The sequence below is a fragment of the Candidatus Uabimicrobium amorphum genome (genome assembly GCF_009002475.1).
In the GTDB taxonomy this organism is placed as follows: Bacteria; Planctomycetota; Uabimicrobiia; order Uabimicrobiales; family Uabimicrobiaceae; genus Uabimicrobium; species Uabimicrobium amorphum.
Map to the genome: position 1 here is coordinate 2341443 of NZ_AP019860.1, position 17475 is coordinate 2358917.

Sequence of the window (17475 nt, forward strand, 5' to 3'; positions counted from 1 at the left end):
AAAAATAGTATTTTATTCATATACGCAAACATGACTCTTTAGCTTCATTATTTCTTACCGCAAACGTTTTCTCAATTTTTGCAGTTCCTGTTCTATGATGTCTAAAAATAGTTGGTGATTTTGTTGTGACAGAACTTTCCCGTGAAGTTCATGGTGTAAGGAAACCCCCAGTACCCTACCTTTTTTTACTTTGAGGAGAAAGGGATACTGTCGTCGATTTTGGTAAAGCATAAACCTAATCCATTCTTCTGGAAGTTCGCTATTGCACTCTTTACCGCTAAAAAAAACTGGCGCCACATCTTTTGACAAATTTGGCAATATTTGTTCTTCGATAAAAGCAAGACTTGACTTTTTTGGGGTGTAGAAAAAAAACTCCTGCCCTTCAATTTCTTCTAAAAATGCGTTGTACTCCTCCATATATTCTTCGCGCTGTTTTTTCTCGTCGAATTCACATATAAAATTAATCGGATATAGAATGCAACGCATCACAAACCAAATAACTCTGAAGATAACCCAAAGTAATATGATGACACCCAAAAAGATATAGAATAATGCCTTGCCTGGTAAATTTATCATAATAAACCTTTGCATAAAAAATAGTATATTTATTCATATACGCAAATATAGTCTTTTAGTTTGATCTCAGACAAATTTTCTCACCGCCAATGTCATTACGCTTGTAAAAAGCGAAGTAAGTCTATCTTCATCTAGAAAAACGCGGACAGTAACCTCCTGTATTGCTTTTTGTTATTCCAAAACAAAATTTTTCAGGTAAAATAGCCAAAAAATAAATTCATCAACATTAGAAAAAGGAATACAAAATGGCTGAAGTTATCAAAGCACCGGAAAAAGTACAGTGGAGTAATAAAAAATCAATTTTTCTTGCGGGAACGATTGACAATGGCCAGGGAATTGATTGGCAGTCTTCGGTAGAACAAGCGCTTTCTGATCTTGACATCACCATCTTCAATCCACGTCGCGATGACTGGGATGCGTCGTGGGAGCAGTCCATTGAAAACCCACAATTTCGAGAACAAGTGGAGTGGGAACTCGATCATCTCGATTCTTCTACACTGATTCTTATGTATTTTGCTCCGGGTAGTAAATCTCCGGTGACATTGCTTGAGTTTGGTTTACATGCCGTTCGTGACAACTTAATTTTGGTGTGTGAAAAAGGTTACTGGCGACGTGGAAATGTCGAAGTTGTTGCAGCGCGTTATGGTCTTCCGTTGTATGAGACTCTTGATCATGGTTTGGAAATCGTACGCGAAAAACTTCTCGTGGTAAACTCTGACGACAAAATCGCTGAACCAGAAAAGACAGATGAAGAGAATGAAACGGATGATAACGATGGAGAAACACAAGAGGCATGAAAAAGAAAATTGTACTTAGCCTTATAGGTTTTCTCATCATTGCATTGGTGTTTTTTCCCAGTTGTAGTCCAAAAATAAAATACAATCTTCCCATTCCGATGGACGATACTTTTTCCCAAGCGGATAGTAACGCACAAAGTCGTTATCAAAAAGCAGCATTGTATTCGCAGCAGCACAACGGTTTTGCGGTCGTGGTATTGGAAGGCAACAATGTAGTTTTTGAAGAATATCAAAATGGGAGTAGTGCCACCACAGCACATCACATTTTTAGCGGCACAAAAAGTTTCTCCGCAGCGATGGTCATGGCCGCGGTACAAGACGACATTCTTTCTCTTGATGAGCGTGTTGCCGACACCATCACCGAATGGAAAACGCATCCACAAAAATCGCAAATTACCGTGCGTCACTTGCTACAATTTACCAGTGGTGTACAACAAAATTTTTGGCGTTTGTCTTATGATAGTTTTACCGAAAAGCGCGGCGTTGCGAATAAATATAATTATGCCTTAGCATTGCCTTGTCAACAAACTCCAGGAAGCAAATTCGAATATGGTTCTAGCCATCAAATGATTCTCGGTGAGGTGATGCGCCGCAAGACGCATCGTAGCGCGCTAGCGTATCTCAATCATCGTATCTTTTTTCCAATTAACTTTCGTTACGCAGGATGGCTACACGACAACTATGGCAATCCCATGTTGCCTTATGGATGTTGGACAACCGCACGCGAGTGGTGTAAATTTGGGGTGTTAGTTCGCGATGATGGTGCGTATTTGGGGAAACGAATTCTCGCGCCTGGTTTTTTCCGCGCGTGTTCTACCGGCACAAAAGCAATGCCAGCATATGGCCTTAATTTTTGGCTAAACGCTGAAGTAAGCGATGAACAGCGTCAGGATTTAATTCCACAATTGCGCGACAATCCCCCAGGAAGAATCTTGTGTGCACAGGCTCCGGAGGATTTGATTGTGGCGGCAGGGCACAACGGAAATCGTCTGTATATCGTTCCTTCGCGAAATTTAGTGATTGCGCGTTTGGGGAATAGTGAAAAAGATTACCACGATGAAGACTTTCTTGCATGTATCTTCGCAGGAGGTTCTTAATAGACTAATCGTAACCGTAGTCGTAACCGTAGCCGTAGCCGTAATCGTCACCGTGACCCTGACCGTGACCATCAATGCCATTGAATTAAGCGTAAACAATCTACAATAAAGACTTACGCTACGTGTTCTCTGGAACTACAAAACAAAATGGTTTTGCAATTTTGACCGTAAGTAGTAACTGTACAACACTTTATACGACCAAATTGTACAATCCCAACAGCAAGTTGAAGTAGTTTCATTTTAATAAAACAACAGCGAGCTGTCGGGCACGGTCATCCCTGACTTGATCAGGGAACCAGACGCTTTCAAGTCAAATTTGTATTGCTGGTTTCCCGCTTTCGCGGGAATGACATGGATAAGTAAGTCTTTTATTGAATAACACTTACTTATTAAGTCAATGGGATTGGACCGTAACCATGACCGAAAAAAATCGGTTGTGGTTACGGCCACAGTCACGATGGTCAACAAACCAAATTAGTCTATTTGCAAAAAATTACACGCTCTGTAAAATTTCGCAAAATACCTTCCAAAATTCATCTACAGAACCAATATGTACGCGTTCACTTGGAGAATGCGGATTTTCAATCTGTGGGCCAATAGAGACCATATCCATACCTGGAATTTTCTCACCGATAACTCCGCATTCTAATCCAGCATGTATCGCCTTTACCTCTGGCTCTTCGCCGAATGTTTTCGCGTATTGTTCCTTAACCTTTTGCAAAATAGGTGAACTTAGGTCGGGTTTCCATCCTGGATACGGTGCATCTTGGACTACCGTAGCCCCAATGAGTTTTCCACTTGCCGCTATTTGCTCCCGTACATTTTCCAGAGCTTCCTTGAGTGAACTTCTAGTACTCGTTAGCACTAAACATTTTCCCTCTTCACAACGCACGCTAGCAAGGTTGTTGGATGTATTGACAAGTTCCTTAATGTCGGGATTCATTGCAAGTACACCGTGTGGTAGGGTGACTAACAACATGAGTACCTTATCACTGGCGTCTTCGGTCAAAACTTGAGCACATTCACTATCTGTCACCGCAATGCTCATCTCAGGTTCGATTTCATTGAACTCGTCTTTGATGCTGTTGAATTTTTCATTGCATGCGTCGATAAAACTTTGGCGTTTGTCTTCGGGAACAACAAGTGTTGCTTTTGCGTTACGTGGTATCGCATTGTGTTTATCTCCACCACTAATCGAACCTAGTTGCAATGCATTGTCTTGACGGAATGACCATAAAATGCGCGACAAAATTTTAATGGCGTTGCCTTTACCAACGTGAATATCACATCCTGAGTGACCACCTTTTAATCCGGAAACGACAACCTCTAGGCTGCTGTAATTTTCAGGAACCGCACCTTGCTCTAGCTCGACACTCATTTTTGTGTCCCCGCCACCTGCGCAACCAACATAAATCATACGGTGCTCTTCGGTATCGAGGTTGATGAGCGTTTTTGCAGTTACGATAGAAGGATCGAGTTCTTTTGCGCCGGTCAAGCCTGTTTCTTCGTCAATGGTAAACAAACATTCAATCGGGCCATGCTCCCAGTCTTTTTTCTCCATGACCGCAAGTTCTAGTGCGACGCCAATTCCATTGTCGGCACCAAGAGTAGTACCTACCGCATATAAGTACTCGCCTTTTTGCGTGACTTGTATGGCATCTTTTTCAAAGTCGTGTTCGGTATCGGGATCTTTTTCGCATACCATATCAAGGTGCGATTGTAACACCACTTTGGTGACATCTTCCTTCCCTGGTGTTGCCGGTATCGAAACAACAACATTGCCAATACTATCTTCTTTAAAACTGAGATTGTTTCTTTCTGCCACTTTTTTTACATATTGTCGCATCGCTTCTTCGTTTTTTGAGCTGCGAGGGATTTGTCGAATTTCATCGAAGTGTTGCCATACAGCAACGGGTTCTAGTGTTTTTAAATCTACCATTTTTTACCTTTCTTACGTTCTTTTAAAGTGCTTCTCTAACTCTTTTAGAGTGATTTTTAAGGTAGTGGGTCTGCCATGAGGGCAATGGAACGGGTTGTCTGCGTCTTCACGTCGCTGAATCAAAGAGATAACCTCTTCGGGATTGAGATTGTCTCCCGCTTTTATTGCTGCCTTGCACGACATCATTTCAATGATAGGGTCAATGACATCGCTAATATTGACTTTATTTTTACGCTCCAATTGTTCCAGCAAATCGCGAAGTAAGTCACCAGCATGCACATCGCTTACCATCTGTGGTATCGCGCGAATAATCACATCGTCGCGCACGACTTCCATTTCCATCCCTAGCTCTTCGAGATGTTGTTGCCATTCACTAAATGTCGCCATTTCCGTTGCTGTTAGGTGTACAGTCACCGGAAAAAGCAGCATTTGTGATTGTACCTGTTTTTGTGCAACTTGTTGTTTTAATTTTGAATAGATAATGCGCTCATGTAGGGCATGCTGATCTATGACTTCTATACCTCGTAGAGTTTCTATGATAATGTAACTATCGTGAACCTGAAACCAACGTAGTGGAACATTTTTTTCTTCTTCGGAAAAAAGATTCTGCGATTGCGGTGCTGGCTGGGTCCTTGAAGACATCGCTGTCGTAGATGTCATGGGTGCGTTTTCAAATACAGGAACATCCATCTCGTCTATTTTTTCATAGCTATTTGTGCTGACACTGCCACCCATGTGATTTGCCATGGTTTCTTGCACAAAATTTCCCGGAGTATAGTAATTGCTATGCGTTTGATTACTTTGCGAATCGTAGTAATTTGCCGGAGGAGGTGTATACGAAGTCGACGGTGTCGTATACGAAGTCGATGGTCCGTCGGAAAACAACGGAATCGAAGGACGTAAGTCACCCTTACGCAACCCTTCAAGAGTCGCATGATAAACAGCGCTATATATCCCAGAAGAATCACGATAGCGAACTTCCGCTTTGGTAGGATGCACATTGACATCCACATCCTCGGGGTGCATTTGTAAAAAAAGCACCGCCACCGCATGGCGTTTCATCGGTAAATAATCGCTATACGCATCGGCAACCGCGCGCAGCACAATGCGATCTTTAATACAGCGCCCGTTGATATACACGTATTGCTGTTTACTGTTGGCGCGATTTACTTCGGGAGGAGCGAGAAATGCCTGGACTTCGATTCCATTTCTTTCATAGGAAATTTCTAGCATTTCACATTCGCCAATCGCAAGTAGCTGTTCAATGCGCTCTTTTAGCGTCGCTGTTTTTTCTACGTGAAAAACGATTTTGTTATTATGAGTAAGTTTGAATGACGCCTTATGATAGGATAACGCCAATTTAGTTAGCGTATCGGTGATGTGCCCCATCTCCGTCGCTTTTTTCTTTAAAAACTTACGCCGTGCAGGAATATTAAAAAACAAATCGTGAACTTCAATGATCGTTCCGTGATTCATTGCGACTGGTTCAAGCGGTTTGACATCACCTCCAAAGGAACGAATTTTGTATCCACTTTGTTCGCCACTAGGACAACTAGAGATAAAAACATCGGCAACGGAAGCGACACTGGCAAGCGCTTCGCCGCGAAAACCCAATGTTCTTATGTTTAACAAATCATCGGCGTTTTGTAATTTACTCGTTGCATGACTGGTAATCGCAAGAGGTAAATCCTCGCGGTCAATACCACAGCCATTGTCGGTGATGCGAATCAGTCGCGAACCAGCTTCTTCAACACCAACTTCTATGGCAGTTGCACCTGCGTCTATACTGTTTTCTACCAGCTCCTTCACAATAGATGCCGGGCGTTCAATACACTCGCCCGCAGCTATTTGATTGACTAATAGAGGAGGAAGTACTTTTATTTTACTCATTTTGTTCGCGGAAATCCCATAAAGAATATTTTGACATTTAGTTCTAAATTACACTCTTCGCCTTTAGGATATTTATTATTGGCATCGGCACGTAGAGTAACCGTTCCACTTTTTATAGGAAAATACACAGGAAGTTTCATTAACTTTGATTCACCAGGTTGTAAATTGATATTTGGGTGGCGAAAAAAGCGTTTACCGTTGAGTAAAAATAAATTGTCAATTCCCACCGCTTCACGCAAACCATAATTGCGAATAACGTATTCCACACGAAAGCCATGACGATTTTTCTTAGCGCCAATCGAATCATTTTTTTGTAACTTCATCATGCCATTGATGGGAACTTTTTGTGCGATACGCAGTGCTTCTATGTGTACATGCGGTTCCTTGGAACTTCCCTTACGGAAACCCTTGAACGCGATGTGTGCTGTAATATCATTATTGCTTTCATCGTCTTCTTGGACCCTTGAGAACGCATCGGCGCGCACAATAAGTTCACCGTCTTTTATGTCCAAAACGGCATGATCCCTCATTACCTGCACATCGTTTGATCCTACGGATAAATTTTTTTGCTGTGCGGCGACCTTGTCATTAAAGTAGCAGATGTTCTCAAAATCTTTTACACCCATAAAACCATCATTGTGGAGATTGTATTCCAACTTAAAATAACTTTTCCCACTGATACTTTTTTTCGCGACATCGTGAGGTGTGAGGATAATCAGATCGCGAACAGCTGGTTTTCCTGCGATTTTTAAACCATCCAGGCGTAAATCGCGTTTTTTCTTAGTACCTCTGCAAATTTCCTCTTCCATGGTTATTCCTTTCTACTCTAGTTTTCCAGAAGGACGTCCAAGAGTAAAAAATTTATTATTTTTCCCCATTGACCAATTTTTTAATACTGGGTATAACAACAATCCTGCTAAAAAACCTCCTAAATGAGCATCCCATGCAATTCCTGTATTAAACATACTAAGTAAAATTTGAATAATCATCCAGAAAATAAAATAATCATACGCGTGCATTTTAATGAGAACAAAAAAGATCACCGCACCTATTTTCGCCTTACGGCACGCGTGAAAATATCCGCCCATCAACCCTCCCACAGCGCCACTGGCTCCTAAAAAAGGTACCGAACTGTTGGAGTACAAAAATATGTGAGTCAGACACGCCACAACACCACATATAAAGTAAAGTAATATGTATTTTAGCGGACCTAAACGATCCTCGACATTATCACCAAAAACATACAAGAAGTACATATTGCTCAGCAAGTGTAACCATCCCGCGTGCATAAACATACTGGTAAAAAAGTGACTAGTCTTTATATCTTGCGGAATCACGGAGTACTGTAGTGCTTGTGTGTAGGAAAGCGCTAAAAAAAAGACGACATTTGCAATCAAGAATAATATCGTCACATAAGGCGTTTTTTGCGGCGGAAGGTTAATTTCAACCGGCATACCTGTAAATAGAGAAAATAAATATTCCTTTATATCTATTTCGCGATCTTCCTCGTATTTTTCGTAATAGGTGTCGTTACATATCATGTAGCGACTTCGAAAATACCTCTCGGTTTCTCCCTTGCGGTGATCTGCTTGCTGTTTTTTCTTCAACCATTTAAATTCAATATGACTGATAAATAATCCCTGACAATGAATACAAACATCGGGATTTATGTGATGGTACTCTCCCCCACCTTGAATATTTTGCAATGGTGCATGGCATTCCGGACAATCCATATGTAAAACTTTGTGTATAGACTGCTCAAATTGTCCTGAGGACTTTTTCATTTTGTCGTGTAAGATAAAGTTCCACTTACTTCCCTGGTGCAACCAAAGTCCACAACCGTATATACAGGTATAGCACTCTAGCTCATGGTAAGTATGTTTTCCCATGCGACTCTTACACGACGGGCACTTCATAGCTTGCCTTCCTTTTTTAATATCTTTTCAATATTGGCAAGCACTTTATGCGGCGAAAGTTCCTGCATACATGCGTGGTGTGCGTAGGGACAAATCTTTAAATTACACGGCATACATTCCAAGCCTTCATTGCGTGTCACAAGGGTATTCTCCAACGGCGTTTCGGTATGCCGTGGGTCATTCGGTCCCATCAATACCACCGAAGGAGTACGAAAAGCATGTGCGATGTGTCGTGGCCCCGTATCGTTGCACACCAACACGTCCGCTTGTTCGATAAAAGCTTTTAACGTTGTCAATCCCTCGGGTGAAGGTGGATGAATGTAAAACGAACTCTTTGCTAATTCCGCAATTTCTGTGGTGATTACTTTGTCTTCTGGTCCCGGAACCATCATGATATTTGCCTGATACTTTTCATGCAACAGGTCTATTAGCGTAGCCCAATGACGTGCAGGCCACAGCTTGGAAGAACCAAATTTAGCTCCAGGAGTCATCACCATCTTAAACGAAGATGAATTCGTTGCTTTTTGCCAATACTCTTTTGCAGTGTTGGCCGTTTCTGGCAGGATGGGCAACTCTGGATACAATGATTCGGGAGTCGCATCAATGAGTCCCAAAAGTTTTGCATAGTAACCACCGGTATACACCGGCATTTTTTTCCCATTTTCTAAGGGACGCTTTAACGTATCGGTCAACAATATAAATTTACCAAATCTTTCATAACCAATACGCTTTTTGGCTCCTGTAAAAAAAGCCACAAGCCCTGTGCGGATACTGTTGGGAAAAATAACCGCTAAATCGTACTTATTCTTGCGAAGTTCACGGCGAAAAGCCAATAGGCCGCGAACACCTTTGTGTTTTTTCTTTTTATCATAAAAAATAAGATGGTCGTAGTACGAAGCTCCCTCGACTAAGTGTTTCATAAGCGGAGCCATACATAAAGTAATTTGCGCTTGAGGATACTTCTTGCGCAAAGCCCTAACAGAAGGTGTACACATGATAAAGTCACCAACCCATGTAGGGCACTGTACGAAAATAGATTGTATATTTAAGTCTTTTGTCATAATATATATACGTAAAAAAGTTTTGGTTTTGCTATTTTTCTAAAAGCTACACATAATAGAATAGAGTATTTTGTTTGTGGGCCTTATAGTATATAATGCCGCCTTTTTATTTCCAAATAAAATTTATGTGGAAAAACACCATGAATGTCGAAGAAAAACTTTACAAACTAACACAGATAGGTATTGCACTTTCACGCGAACGAAATTTAAGAGTGCTATTATCAAAAATTCTTTCCGAAGCGCGTGCATTCACAAATGCAGAAGGTGGAAGTTTGTACATCCACCGCGATGGCAAACTCACGTTCGCCGTTAGTCAAAACGATGTACTGTATTCACAACAAGACACTGTACGCTGTAAAGTATTCCGCGGCAAAACTTTAGACATAGGAAACAATAGTATTGCTGGATACTCTGCTTATACCGGGGAAACAATTAATATCGCCGACGCTTACACGATTCCCAATGATGCACCGTATCACATCGACCGTAGTTTCGACATCGAAAACCAATACCGCACCAAATCGATGCTGGTAATACCCATGGGGGAAAAAAGCGACGAACTGATTGGGGTTCTCGCGTTGATAAACGCACTGGACAACGATGGCAAAATTATTCCTTTTGCCCAAGAATATGAGATGCTCATTGCCGCCCTAGCATCGCAAGCTGCTGTAGCGATTCGCAACGCTCAACTCAACCAACACCTACAAGAAGCCTATTTGGATACCATTATGCGTCTATCGCGTGCCGCAGAATTTCGCGATAAGGAGACCGCTTTTCATTTGGAAAAAATTAGTACTTATTCGGCCATCCTTGCCGAACAATTGGGTTTTCCACAAAAATATGTTGACGATATACGCTACGCAAGTCCCATGCACGATATTGGGAAAATAGGTATCTCCGATTCGATATTACTAAAACCAGGAAAATTAACCAGTGAAGAATTTGAACAAATGAAACAGCATACCATCTATGGTGCTGACATTCTCAAAAATGCCAAATCTGACGTATTGGAATTATCTTTAGAAATTGCACTAACCCATCATGAAAGATACGATGGCTTGGGTTATCCGACGGGACTCAAAGGAAAAGAAATTCCATGGGGAGGAAGAATCGTTGCTGTTGCCGATGTCTTTGACGCTCTAACATCAAAACGCTGCTACAAGGATGCTTGGGAAACGGACAAGGCAATAGAATACATAACGGAACTCGCCGGAAAACAATTTGATCCTATCGTGGTGAAGGCTTTCCACACCTCATTAGAAAAAATATTAGATGCCAAAAAAACTTATGAAGAAAGCTAGGTCTATTTTTTTATATTTTTATTGCACTGACGAATAAGCCACTTGACCTGTTGTTTATTGTCAATCCCCAACTCAAGACTGCGCTGCAAATCAGACTTTGCTTTGGCAAAAGACCGCAAAAGGTAAAAAGCCCGTCCCCTTTTGGCATAAATAAGTGGGTCATTTTTATTGAGTTTCGAGGCTCTGTTGCAATCCGCGACGACTTTTTCATAGAGACTTAGAGCACTATAGACACCCGCACGGCTTATAAAAAAAGTAGCGTTCGTGGAATCAAGGGCGATGGCCCGATCATAATCTTGTAGCGCCTGCGTGTACTTGTTCAAACGAAAATGCACCTCTCCACGTTTACTGTAATAGTAGGCATTGGTGTTGTTAATGGCAATGGCCTTATTGTAAAAGTCAAGCGCTAAACTATAATCTTCTCGCGATTGAAACAGTAGCCCTTTACCAAAGTAAGCATCGCTATAACCAGAGTGTTTTTTTATTGCCGCGTCAAAATGCTTCAAGGCCCTTTCTTCATCTTTATCTAGAAGATGATTGGCCTGAATTAAGTGCATCTCCGCGCGATTATTGCTAAGTAAGTTGTCTTGTGTCACACGTTCGAAAACTTCGTTATTTACAAGCGTTTTTTGTCCCAACAAATCCGAAACCGTATCTTCAAGTTTGCTTGTTTGTGAAAGCAAAAAATTGCTCTTACTTTTCAGTATGTAGCAAAAAACCAACAGAGTCACAATGAGTATGAAGCTAACAGTTTGCGAAACGATCAACACCCGCTTAGTTTTTTGTTCTTTTGCCACAACTTCGTTGATTGCGAGCTGTGCATCTTGTGTTACCTTATATTCATTTGTTGCTTGGTACCCCATATCCTCATAATCAATATCATCATGAGTGGAATCATAGTCCTGCAAATCACGATAAACCTGTAGTAATTGCACTCCCAATTCTTTGGCACTTTTGGTGCGTTTCTGCGACTCTTTCTCTAAGGCTTTTTGCAATACCTGCGAAATCTTCTCATATATAGACGCATATTTTTTATCTTGTATCTTTTCTTTTATCGGCGGAAGTTCATAATCCACCACTTTATTCAAAGTGCCCGCTAAACTTCCCGTTAAAAATGGCGATTCCTTAAGCCCTAAAATCACTTGATAGATCACCACAGCAATAGAGAAAACATCACTGTTAAATCGTTCCTTATCGGTGATTTGTTCCGGAGAGATGTATTCAGGCGTTCCGATAATAACTCCCGTTTTTGTAATTGCGCTCAACTCCTTGTTTGTCGTTTTCGCAATTCCCAAATCCAGAAGCTTGATAATACCCTTTTCCGTAACAATAATATTATCTGGCTTAATATCGCGATGCACAATCTTATTCACATTCAAAGCCGAAACGGCCTTGCACATTTGCAGAGCAATATTTAATCGCTGCAATAGAGTAAGACGGTGCTCCTTTTCCAGCAATTCCTTCAAAGTAATTCCCGGGATATGCTCCATAACCAAAAAATAGTTACTGCGCTCCTCGAAAAAATCATACGCCATGACAATATTAGGGTGCTTGATAGAACACAAAAATTTGTACTCACGCTTAAAACGCTCGACAATCTTATCAGAAGTGTGCTTGCACTGCTTAATAGCCACATCCTGGTTGCGGTGGATGTCCTTAGCTAAATAAACGTAGCCAATCCCCCCTTGCCCAATAATTTTTTCCAGCTTATAACGCTGTTTCAAAACATACTGCTTTTGTTTACCCGTCATGCCTTACCTTGAAGCAAAATACAATAGAAATCAATCCGTCTTAAAAGTAAGTACATTATAGCATCTAAAAACCAGAAATAAATATTTAAACCACGAAAATAAATCGTAAAAAAAACTCTTGACAATCCCACAACTCTAATATAAACTATTCGACTCAATCGGACGATTAGCTCAGCTGGCTAGAGTGCCACGTTGACATCGTGGAGGTCACTGGTTCGAGTCCAGTATCGTCCATACAATGCTAAACATAAAAAAGACAACAAGTTACACCTGATGAGGGAGTAATCTGTTGTCTTTTTTTTTGGGAAAATTTCCGCTATTCGGTTAGTTTTTTCGGTTAGTTTGTAAAAAACACCCCAAAAAGGCACCTCAAAACTCCCACCAAGGTTCGCAAAGCATAAACCTCATTTTACAAAATGAAAAGAGGCATATTATGCTTAAAAAATCGAACACCAAACCAATATACGAAGAAAAATACAACGGATACCGACTTCACTTTTATTTTGACAAAAAACAATACCGCTATGGCTACATATATAATCAACATGAAGCGCATACAATACAACAAGAAGTGAATAAAATTATTCGTGCAGTAAAAGACGGCTTAATGATACCACCTGAAGATACTGCGATTGGCGATTTTGTTTTTTCCACAGCGTTCCATCGCTATCACCAAGAATATCCGCAACAACAAGCCAAAAATCTGCCAGATGTCACTTTAGGCGAGCTAATGCAGCAATACTTAGATATTCTTATCACAAGCCACAAAAGCAAAAAAAGTATCGATACCGAAAAACTTCACCTGCGCAATCTACAAAGATTTCTGCACAGTAAAAAGCTAGGTAACCCACAATTAAAAGATATTGACCTACACTTTTTCGAACAATACAAACAATTCCGCTACCAAACCGTACGCACCGACACCGTAAACCGCGAAATGGACACCTTCCGTTTACTGTTCCAAAAAGCCGTAGACAATAACTACATCAACGAAAACATTGCACGTAAAATCAAACGCGACCAAAGCCAAATCCCACCAGGGCGATTTCGTACCCACAAAGAAATACTACGCCTACTACAAGACAGTAGTTATACAAAAAAAGAAATCGATGAAATCAAACGCTATCGCTACTTACTTCCAAAGGAAATAGAAAAAGTCATCAACCTGACAAAAGGAACTTGGCTATATCCTCTAATTGTTACTTACGCTGTCACCGGAATGCGTCGCTCGGAAGCGTTAGATCTCCAATGGAAAAACATCGATATGCAAAGACAATTCCTGGAAGTAACGTCGCGCAAACAATCCAAAACACACCAAGAAACACTGCGCACTATCTATTTTGATGACGCATTTCTCGAAGTACTCAGACTACAAAAACAACAAGCTGGAAATAGTCGGTGGGTATTTCCTAATGAGTCGGGAAACAAAAGAAGGGCAGACTCTGTAGGTAAAAAATTTCATCGCATAGTCAAAGGCACAGAATTCGAAGGTATTGGGCTGCATTGCTTCAGGCATAGCGTCGCGAGCAATTTGGCCAGCAAAGGTGTGGATCAACGCATGATTGACAGCATTCTTGGACATCAAACTGAGGCGATGAGAAGACGATACCGTCACTTGTTCCCTGAAGATCAAAAACAAGTACTAGGTAATTGGAACAAAAGCTTTCTGGTATCGGTAAATGATTTCAAGGAGAAAGTTAACTAACGTGTCAGCCACGTGTCACCCCTGACTCGATCAGGGGTCCAGCAAACAAGGTATAAAAAGCAAAAGCCAGAGGAGCGGAATTCCTCTGGCTTTTAAATAAATTCGTATGTACCCCTGGTAAGCAGGAGATAATTATTTTATAACAAAATTTTCTCCTATTTACCAGCAACAACTAGGAGAAAATATATGAATATTTTCAAGGAAGCAAAACAAAAAAAGCTGCAAGACTATATAGAATACAAAACAGGTACTCATTTCAAAAAAGTGGGCAACAGTCTGCGCGCTGACAAATGCCCCTTTTGCGAAAACAAAACCGCTTTCAACATAAAAAAAGAACTATTTCATTGCTTTCGTTGTGATTGCAAAGGAGACATCATAGATTTTGAAGCAAAATATAGTTGCTGCTCTCGCAAACAAGCATGCTATAATATACTAGACCGTCAACCACAACAAACCCATACCGTAAAATCCAGAGAAATACATAAATTTATCTGGGAAAAATCAACACCACTCGACGAAAAAACAGCCTACAACTGGCTAAAAAATAAACGAAATTTCCCCACACAACTCGCAAATAAAACTAAAAGCATTGTTTGCAAAAGATTCAGACTAAATACCTACAAAGGTACAAAAAGCATTGTCGTTCCCATATACAGCTACACCCAAACAAAAATCATCGGTATTGAGAATATCTCCTTAACCAACTCATCCAAAAAAGCTCATGGAAATAAAAAAGGTATATTTTACGCCCATGCAGAAAGCAAAGAAGTAATCATAGTGGAATCCTTGGCCAATGCCCTGTGTTTGGCAAGCGTTGGTATCTCCGCGATTTCTATTTTTGGTGTTACCAATTCCGACGGTATACAAGAAATCATAAAAAATTTCCCAAACCACAAACTCTATCTGTGGTTTGACAAAGGAACAGAAAATCTTGGAGAAGAACTACTTCTAAAACATCGAGAGATAAATGCCATTTTTTTTGAAGAACAAAAGAGAGACAAATACGATGTCAACGATCTACTAAAAGAAAGCCCACGTGATTTTCACCATCAAGTACAAAAATACATACAAAATGCTATCGTATCACCTTTACAATCCGAACAAAAAAACCTAATCGCACGCAACAAAGTGCCCAAATTTCCCATACATGTAATACCGGAACCAATACAATCGTTCTGTAAAGAAGTCGCAGACACTGTAGCATGTCCCGTTGATTTTGTCGTAACACCAATGCTCACGACGATCGGTGCGCTCATCGGTAGTCATAAAAAAATTCAGATAAAAAACTCATGGCAAGAAAGCAGTGCTATTTACACTGCGGTAGTCGCAGCTCCAGGATCAGGAAAAAGCCCTGCTCTCGCAAAGATAACTAATTTACTCAAAAAAATAGAAGAAGAAAATGCCGCAGAAAATTTTCAACGTCAAAAACAGTATGTCCAAGAAAAAGCAAGATACGATGCCGAATTACAAAAATGGAAAAACGAAGTAAAAAGGGGAGCACCAGCAGATTACCCGCCGGAAGAGCCACAGCCATTTCACTTTATCCGCACTCACATCGCCGATGCCACCGTAGAATCTATTTCGGAAATTCTCGCCAACAACCCCAGAGGAGTCATCCTAATCCGCGATGAGCTTACTGCATGGGTAAAATCACATAACCAATACAAAGGTGGCAATGGAAGCGACCGACAATTTTTTCTATCCGTATGGGCTGGAGCTTCCTGCCCCGTCGATCGCAAGGGAAAAGAGCCTCAGTACATCACCGATCCTTTTCTAGCAATAACCGGAGCTATACCCCCCAAAGAACTAGACACCCTAAAAAAAGGAATGCAAGACGATGGATTTATAGACAGAATCCTATTTTCCTACCCCGACCCGACTTGCACCACCAAGTGGTCAGAAAAAGAAATTTCGCCCACCATCACCAAGAAAATGCAACAGCTATTTCTCGGCCTTTACCATGACAACAGTAAAAAAGTCATCGACTTTTCTCCAAAAGCCAAAAAAATCTGGATAGGTTGGTACGAATTTCACAAAGCCAAATCCATAGAACAAGAAGAAATTTTACAAAACCCACTCAACAAAATGCCAGGGCAACTACTTAGAATCTGTCTAATTCTAGCAACACTAAGTGGCGAAGATCATTTAACCGAACATACTCTTCGCGGCGCCATAGAAATCATAGAATACTACAAAGCCCACCTGCGTAGATCTTTAGGTATTTTAAATGAAACAGAAACCGAAGAAAAAGTACGCAAAATTATCGACTACGCAAAAAAAAGAAATCTGAAGTCCATCTCCACCAAAGACATCTACCGTAGTCGCTTCATGAAAATACAAAAAGCTGCCCCCGCAAAAGAATTATTGCAATGGGCCGCTGAAGAAGGAATCGGAATTTTTGAAGGACATACTCTACATCTTCATGATTCTGTTTTCGAGGATTTTGATTTTAGCATGTAAATAAAAATATTTTTACACACACATTAGTCACACTAGTCACACTTTGAATGAAAGTATTGAAAAATAAAGATCTCAGGTGTGACTACCACTACTCACACACTACACACACTAGTCACACAATGTGTGTGTGGTGTGACCAATGTGTGACTACCACTACTCACACCTGAGTAGTTTGATTTTATTGGAGTACGTTCAATGTGTGAGTAGTGTGTGTTTTTTTAGCTAAGAATATTTTACAAGAAAAATATTCCACAGTAACAATGGGGGACTTACTTTTGAAAGATAAAGTTTTCGGAACATCCTAATTTATAAAAACTACTTGTTTCCTAAACTGGAAACAAAAGTCAAAAGGTACATTTTGTTACCTAAATAAGAATACTCTGATTTTGGTGCTTTTGGCTAGAAGAGGGTTATATGGTTTGTTTATCAGGGAGTTTTGTTCAGATTACAACAGGACTTAAATTTAGAGCTAATGGCACTAGATCCTAAATCGAAGGTCTCATTCGCCAGCAAACATAAAAAAATAAGCACTTATATATATTAAACATAATGTTGCAACTATTCTGAAATGTGTGTTCGACGCACATCATACGACATCGTTCAAAATCGTTCAACAAATTTTTAGACACCCACCGTGATTTTAGACACCTCGAATAAATAAGTTTTTGTAACTGTTTACTCTAAGTAAATACATGTTCTATAAAAATTATAGTGTACAAGTAAAAACTAAGTAGCAGTAGGAGTAAAAACAACATGAACCGTCTTATTTTATGAGAAACTTCTGAAGTTGAACTTTGGAGTAGTTAATCAACGGATTATAATTCCGATAGCTTTTAAAACTCGACCTTTTGTAACGCTTATTTTATATATATTTACGAGCCACTTATTGTTAAATGCAAAATCACGGACGCCGCTGGGGTCCGGAAATGGACTTTTGGTTTTGTGATTTTAGCTTGGTTGCTGGATAAATGCAAATAGTTGT

At 40.4% G+C, this 17475-nt stretch carries 12 protein-coding genes and 1 tRNA gene; 6 read left to right on the plus strand and 7 right to left on the minus strand.

Features of this window, described 5'->3' with window-relative positions; translation table 11 throughout:
• Positions 1 to 54: 54 nt before the first annotated feature.
• On the minus strand, positions 55 to 576 hold the full coding sequence (locus UABAM_RS08245) for a hypothetical protein (RefSeq protein WP_151967523.1): 522 nt from the start codon (positions 574 to 576) through the stop codon (positions 55 to 57).
• A gap of 245 nt (positions 577 to 821) precedes the next feature.
• Here UABAM_RS08245 and UABAM_RS08250 point away from each other — a divergent pair, with 245 nt between their 5' ends.
• Positions 822 to 1373 (plus strand): nucleoside 2-deoxyribosyltransferase domain-containing protein, encoded by a 552-nt coding sequence (locus UABAM_RS08250; protein ID WP_151967524.1) that lies wholly within the window; start codon positions 822 to 824, stop codon positions 1371 to 1373.
• Complete coding sequence (locus tag UABAM_RS08255; protein WP_151967525.1) at positions 1370 to 2470, plus strand: serine hydrolase domain-containing protein; 1101 nt, start codon at positions 1370 to 1372, stop codon at positions 2468 to 2470. Before UABAM_RS08250 ends, UABAM_RS08255 begins: the two co-directional genes overlap by 4 nt.
• A gap of 493 nt (positions 2471 to 2963) precedes the next feature.
• On the opposite strand, the gene UABAM_RS08260 is transcribed toward UABAM_RS08255, so the two are convergent.
• The 5 genes from UABAM_RS08260 to waaF are packed head-to-tail and all read right to left on the minus strand — an operon-like array spanning position 2964 to position 9276.
• Positions 2964 to 4409 carry an aminoacyl-histidine dipeptidase gene (locus UABAM_RS08260; protein WP_151967526.1) on the minus strand — a complete coding sequence of 482 codons (1446 nt, stop codon included), beginning with the start codon at positions 4407 to 4409 and terminating at the stop codon, positions 2964 to 2966.
• A 12-nt stretch (positions 4410 to 4421) separates the two neighbouring features.
• Positions 4422 to 6299, minus strand: coding sequence for a DNA mismatch repair endonuclease MutL (gene mutL / locus UABAM_RS08265; RefSeq protein WP_151967527.1), 1878 nt, complete (start codon positions 6297 to 6299; stop codon positions 4422 to 4424).
• Positions 6296 to 7108, minus strand: a complete 813-nt coding sequence (locus UABAM_RS08270) for a CARDB domain-containing protein (RefSeq protein WP_151967528.1) — start codon at positions 7106 to 7108, stop codon at positions 6296 to 6298. The genes mutL and UABAM_RS08270 overlap by 4 nt, the downstream gene beginning before the upstream one ends.
• A gap of 12 nt (positions 7109 to 7120) precedes the next feature.
• On the minus strand, positions 7121 to 8215 hold the full coding sequence (locus UABAM_RS08275) for a rhomboid family intramembrane serine protease (protein WP_151967529.1): 1095 nt from the start codon (positions 8213 to 8215) through the stop codon (positions 7121 to 7123).
• Positions 8212 to 9276 (minus strand): lipopolysaccharide heptosyltransferase II, encoded by a 1065-nt coding sequence (gene waaF / locus UABAM_RS08280; RefSeq protein ID WP_151967530.1) that lies wholly within the window; start codon positions 9274 to 9276, stop codon positions 8212 to 8214. The genes UABAM_RS08275 and waaF overlap by 4 nt, the downstream gene beginning before the upstream one ends.
• 140 nt (positions 9277 to 9416) lie before the next feature.
• On the opposite strand from waaF, the gene UABAM_RS08285 reads away from it, so the two are divergent.
• Entirely contained in the window at positions 9417 to 10577 is a 1161-nt protein-coding gene (locus tag UABAM_RS08285) for an HD domain-containing phosphohydrolase (protein WP_173013203.1), read from the plus strand.
• 2 nt (positions 10578 to 10579) lie between these two features.
• Here UABAM_RS08285 and UABAM_RS08290 read toward each other — a convergent pair whose 3' ends face one another.
• Positions 10580 to 12328, minus strand: a complete 1749-nt coding sequence (locus tag UABAM_RS08290; RefSeq protein WP_151967532.1) for a protein kinase domain-containing protein — start codon at positions 12326 to 12328, stop codon at positions 10580 to 10582.
• Positions 12329 to 12488: 160 nt separating this feature from the next.
• Between UABAM_RS08290 and UABAM_RS08295 the strand changes: the two genes are divergently transcribed.
• The 3 genes from UABAM_RS08295 to UABAM_RS08305 all read left to right on the plus strand — a co-directional run bounded on the left by UABAM_RS08295 (position 12489) and on the right by UABAM_RS08305 (position 16493).
• Positions 12489 to 12562 (plus strand) — tRNA-Val (locus tag UABAM_RS08295).
• A 199-nt stretch (positions 12563 to 12761) separates the two neighbouring features.
• Positions 12762 to 14033, plus strand: coding sequence for a tyrosine-type recombinase/integrase (locus UABAM_RS08300; protein WP_151967533.1), 1272 nt, complete (start codon positions 12762 to 12764; stop codon positions 14031 to 14033).
• Positions 14034 to 14219: 186 nt separating this feature from the next.
• Positions 14220 to 16493 (plus strand): DUF3987 domain-containing protein, encoded by a 2274-nt coding sequence (locus UABAM_RS08305; RefSeq protein WP_151967534.1) that lies wholly within the window; start codon positions 14220 to 14222, stop codon positions 16491 to 16493.
• Positions 16494 to 17475 lie beyond the last annotated feature (982 nt).

Bases quoted from the DNA above. Each gene is read 5' to 3' on its own strand.
- UABAM_RS08245 (WP_151967523.1), bottom strand. From the start codon at position 576: ATGATAAATTTACCAGGCAAGGCATTATTCTATATCTTTTTGGGTGTC.
- UABAM_RS08250 (WP_151967524.1), top strand. From the start codon at position 822: ATGGCTGAAGTTATCAAAGCACCGGAAAAAGTACAGTGGAGTAATAAA.
- UABAM_RS08255 (WP_151967525.1), top strand. From the start codon at position 1,370: ATGAAAAAGAAAATTGTACTTAGCCTTATAGGTTTTCTCATCATTGCA.
- UABAM_RS08260 (WP_151967526.1), bottom strand. From the start codon at position 4,409: ATGGTAGATTTAAAAACACTAGAACCCGTTGCTGTATGGCAACACTTC.
- mutL (WP_151967527.1), bottom strand. From the start codon at position 6,299: ATGAGTAAAATAAAAGTACTTCCTCCTCTATTAGTCAATCAAATAGCT.
- UABAM_RS08270 (WP_151967528.1), bottom strand. From the start codon at position 7,108: ATGGAAGAGGAAATTTGCAGAGGTACTAAGAAAAAACGCGATTTACGC.
- UABAM_RS08275 (WP_151967529.1), bottom strand. From the start codon at position 8,215: ATGAAGTGCCCGTCGTGTAAGAGTCGCATGGGAAAACATACTTACCAT.
- waaF (WP_151967530.1), bottom strand. From the start codon at position 9,276: ATGACAAAAGACTTAAATATACAATCTATTTTCGTACAGTGCCCTACA.
- UABAM_RS08285 (WP_173013203.1), top strand. From the start codon at position 9,417: ATGAATGTCGAAGAAAAACTTTACAAACTAACACAGATAGGTATTGCA.
- UABAM_RS08290 (WP_151967532.1), bottom strand. From the start codon at position 12,328: ATGACGGGTAAACAAAAGCAGTATGTTTTGAAACAGCGTTATAAGCTG.
- UABAM_RS08300 (WP_151967533.1), top strand. From the start codon at position 12,762: ATGCTTAAAAAATCGAACACCAAACCAATATACGAAGAAAAATACAAC.
- UABAM_RS08305 (WP_151967534.1), top strand. From the start codon at position 14,220: ATGAATATTTTCAAGGAAGCAAAACAAAAAAAGCTGCAAGACTATATA.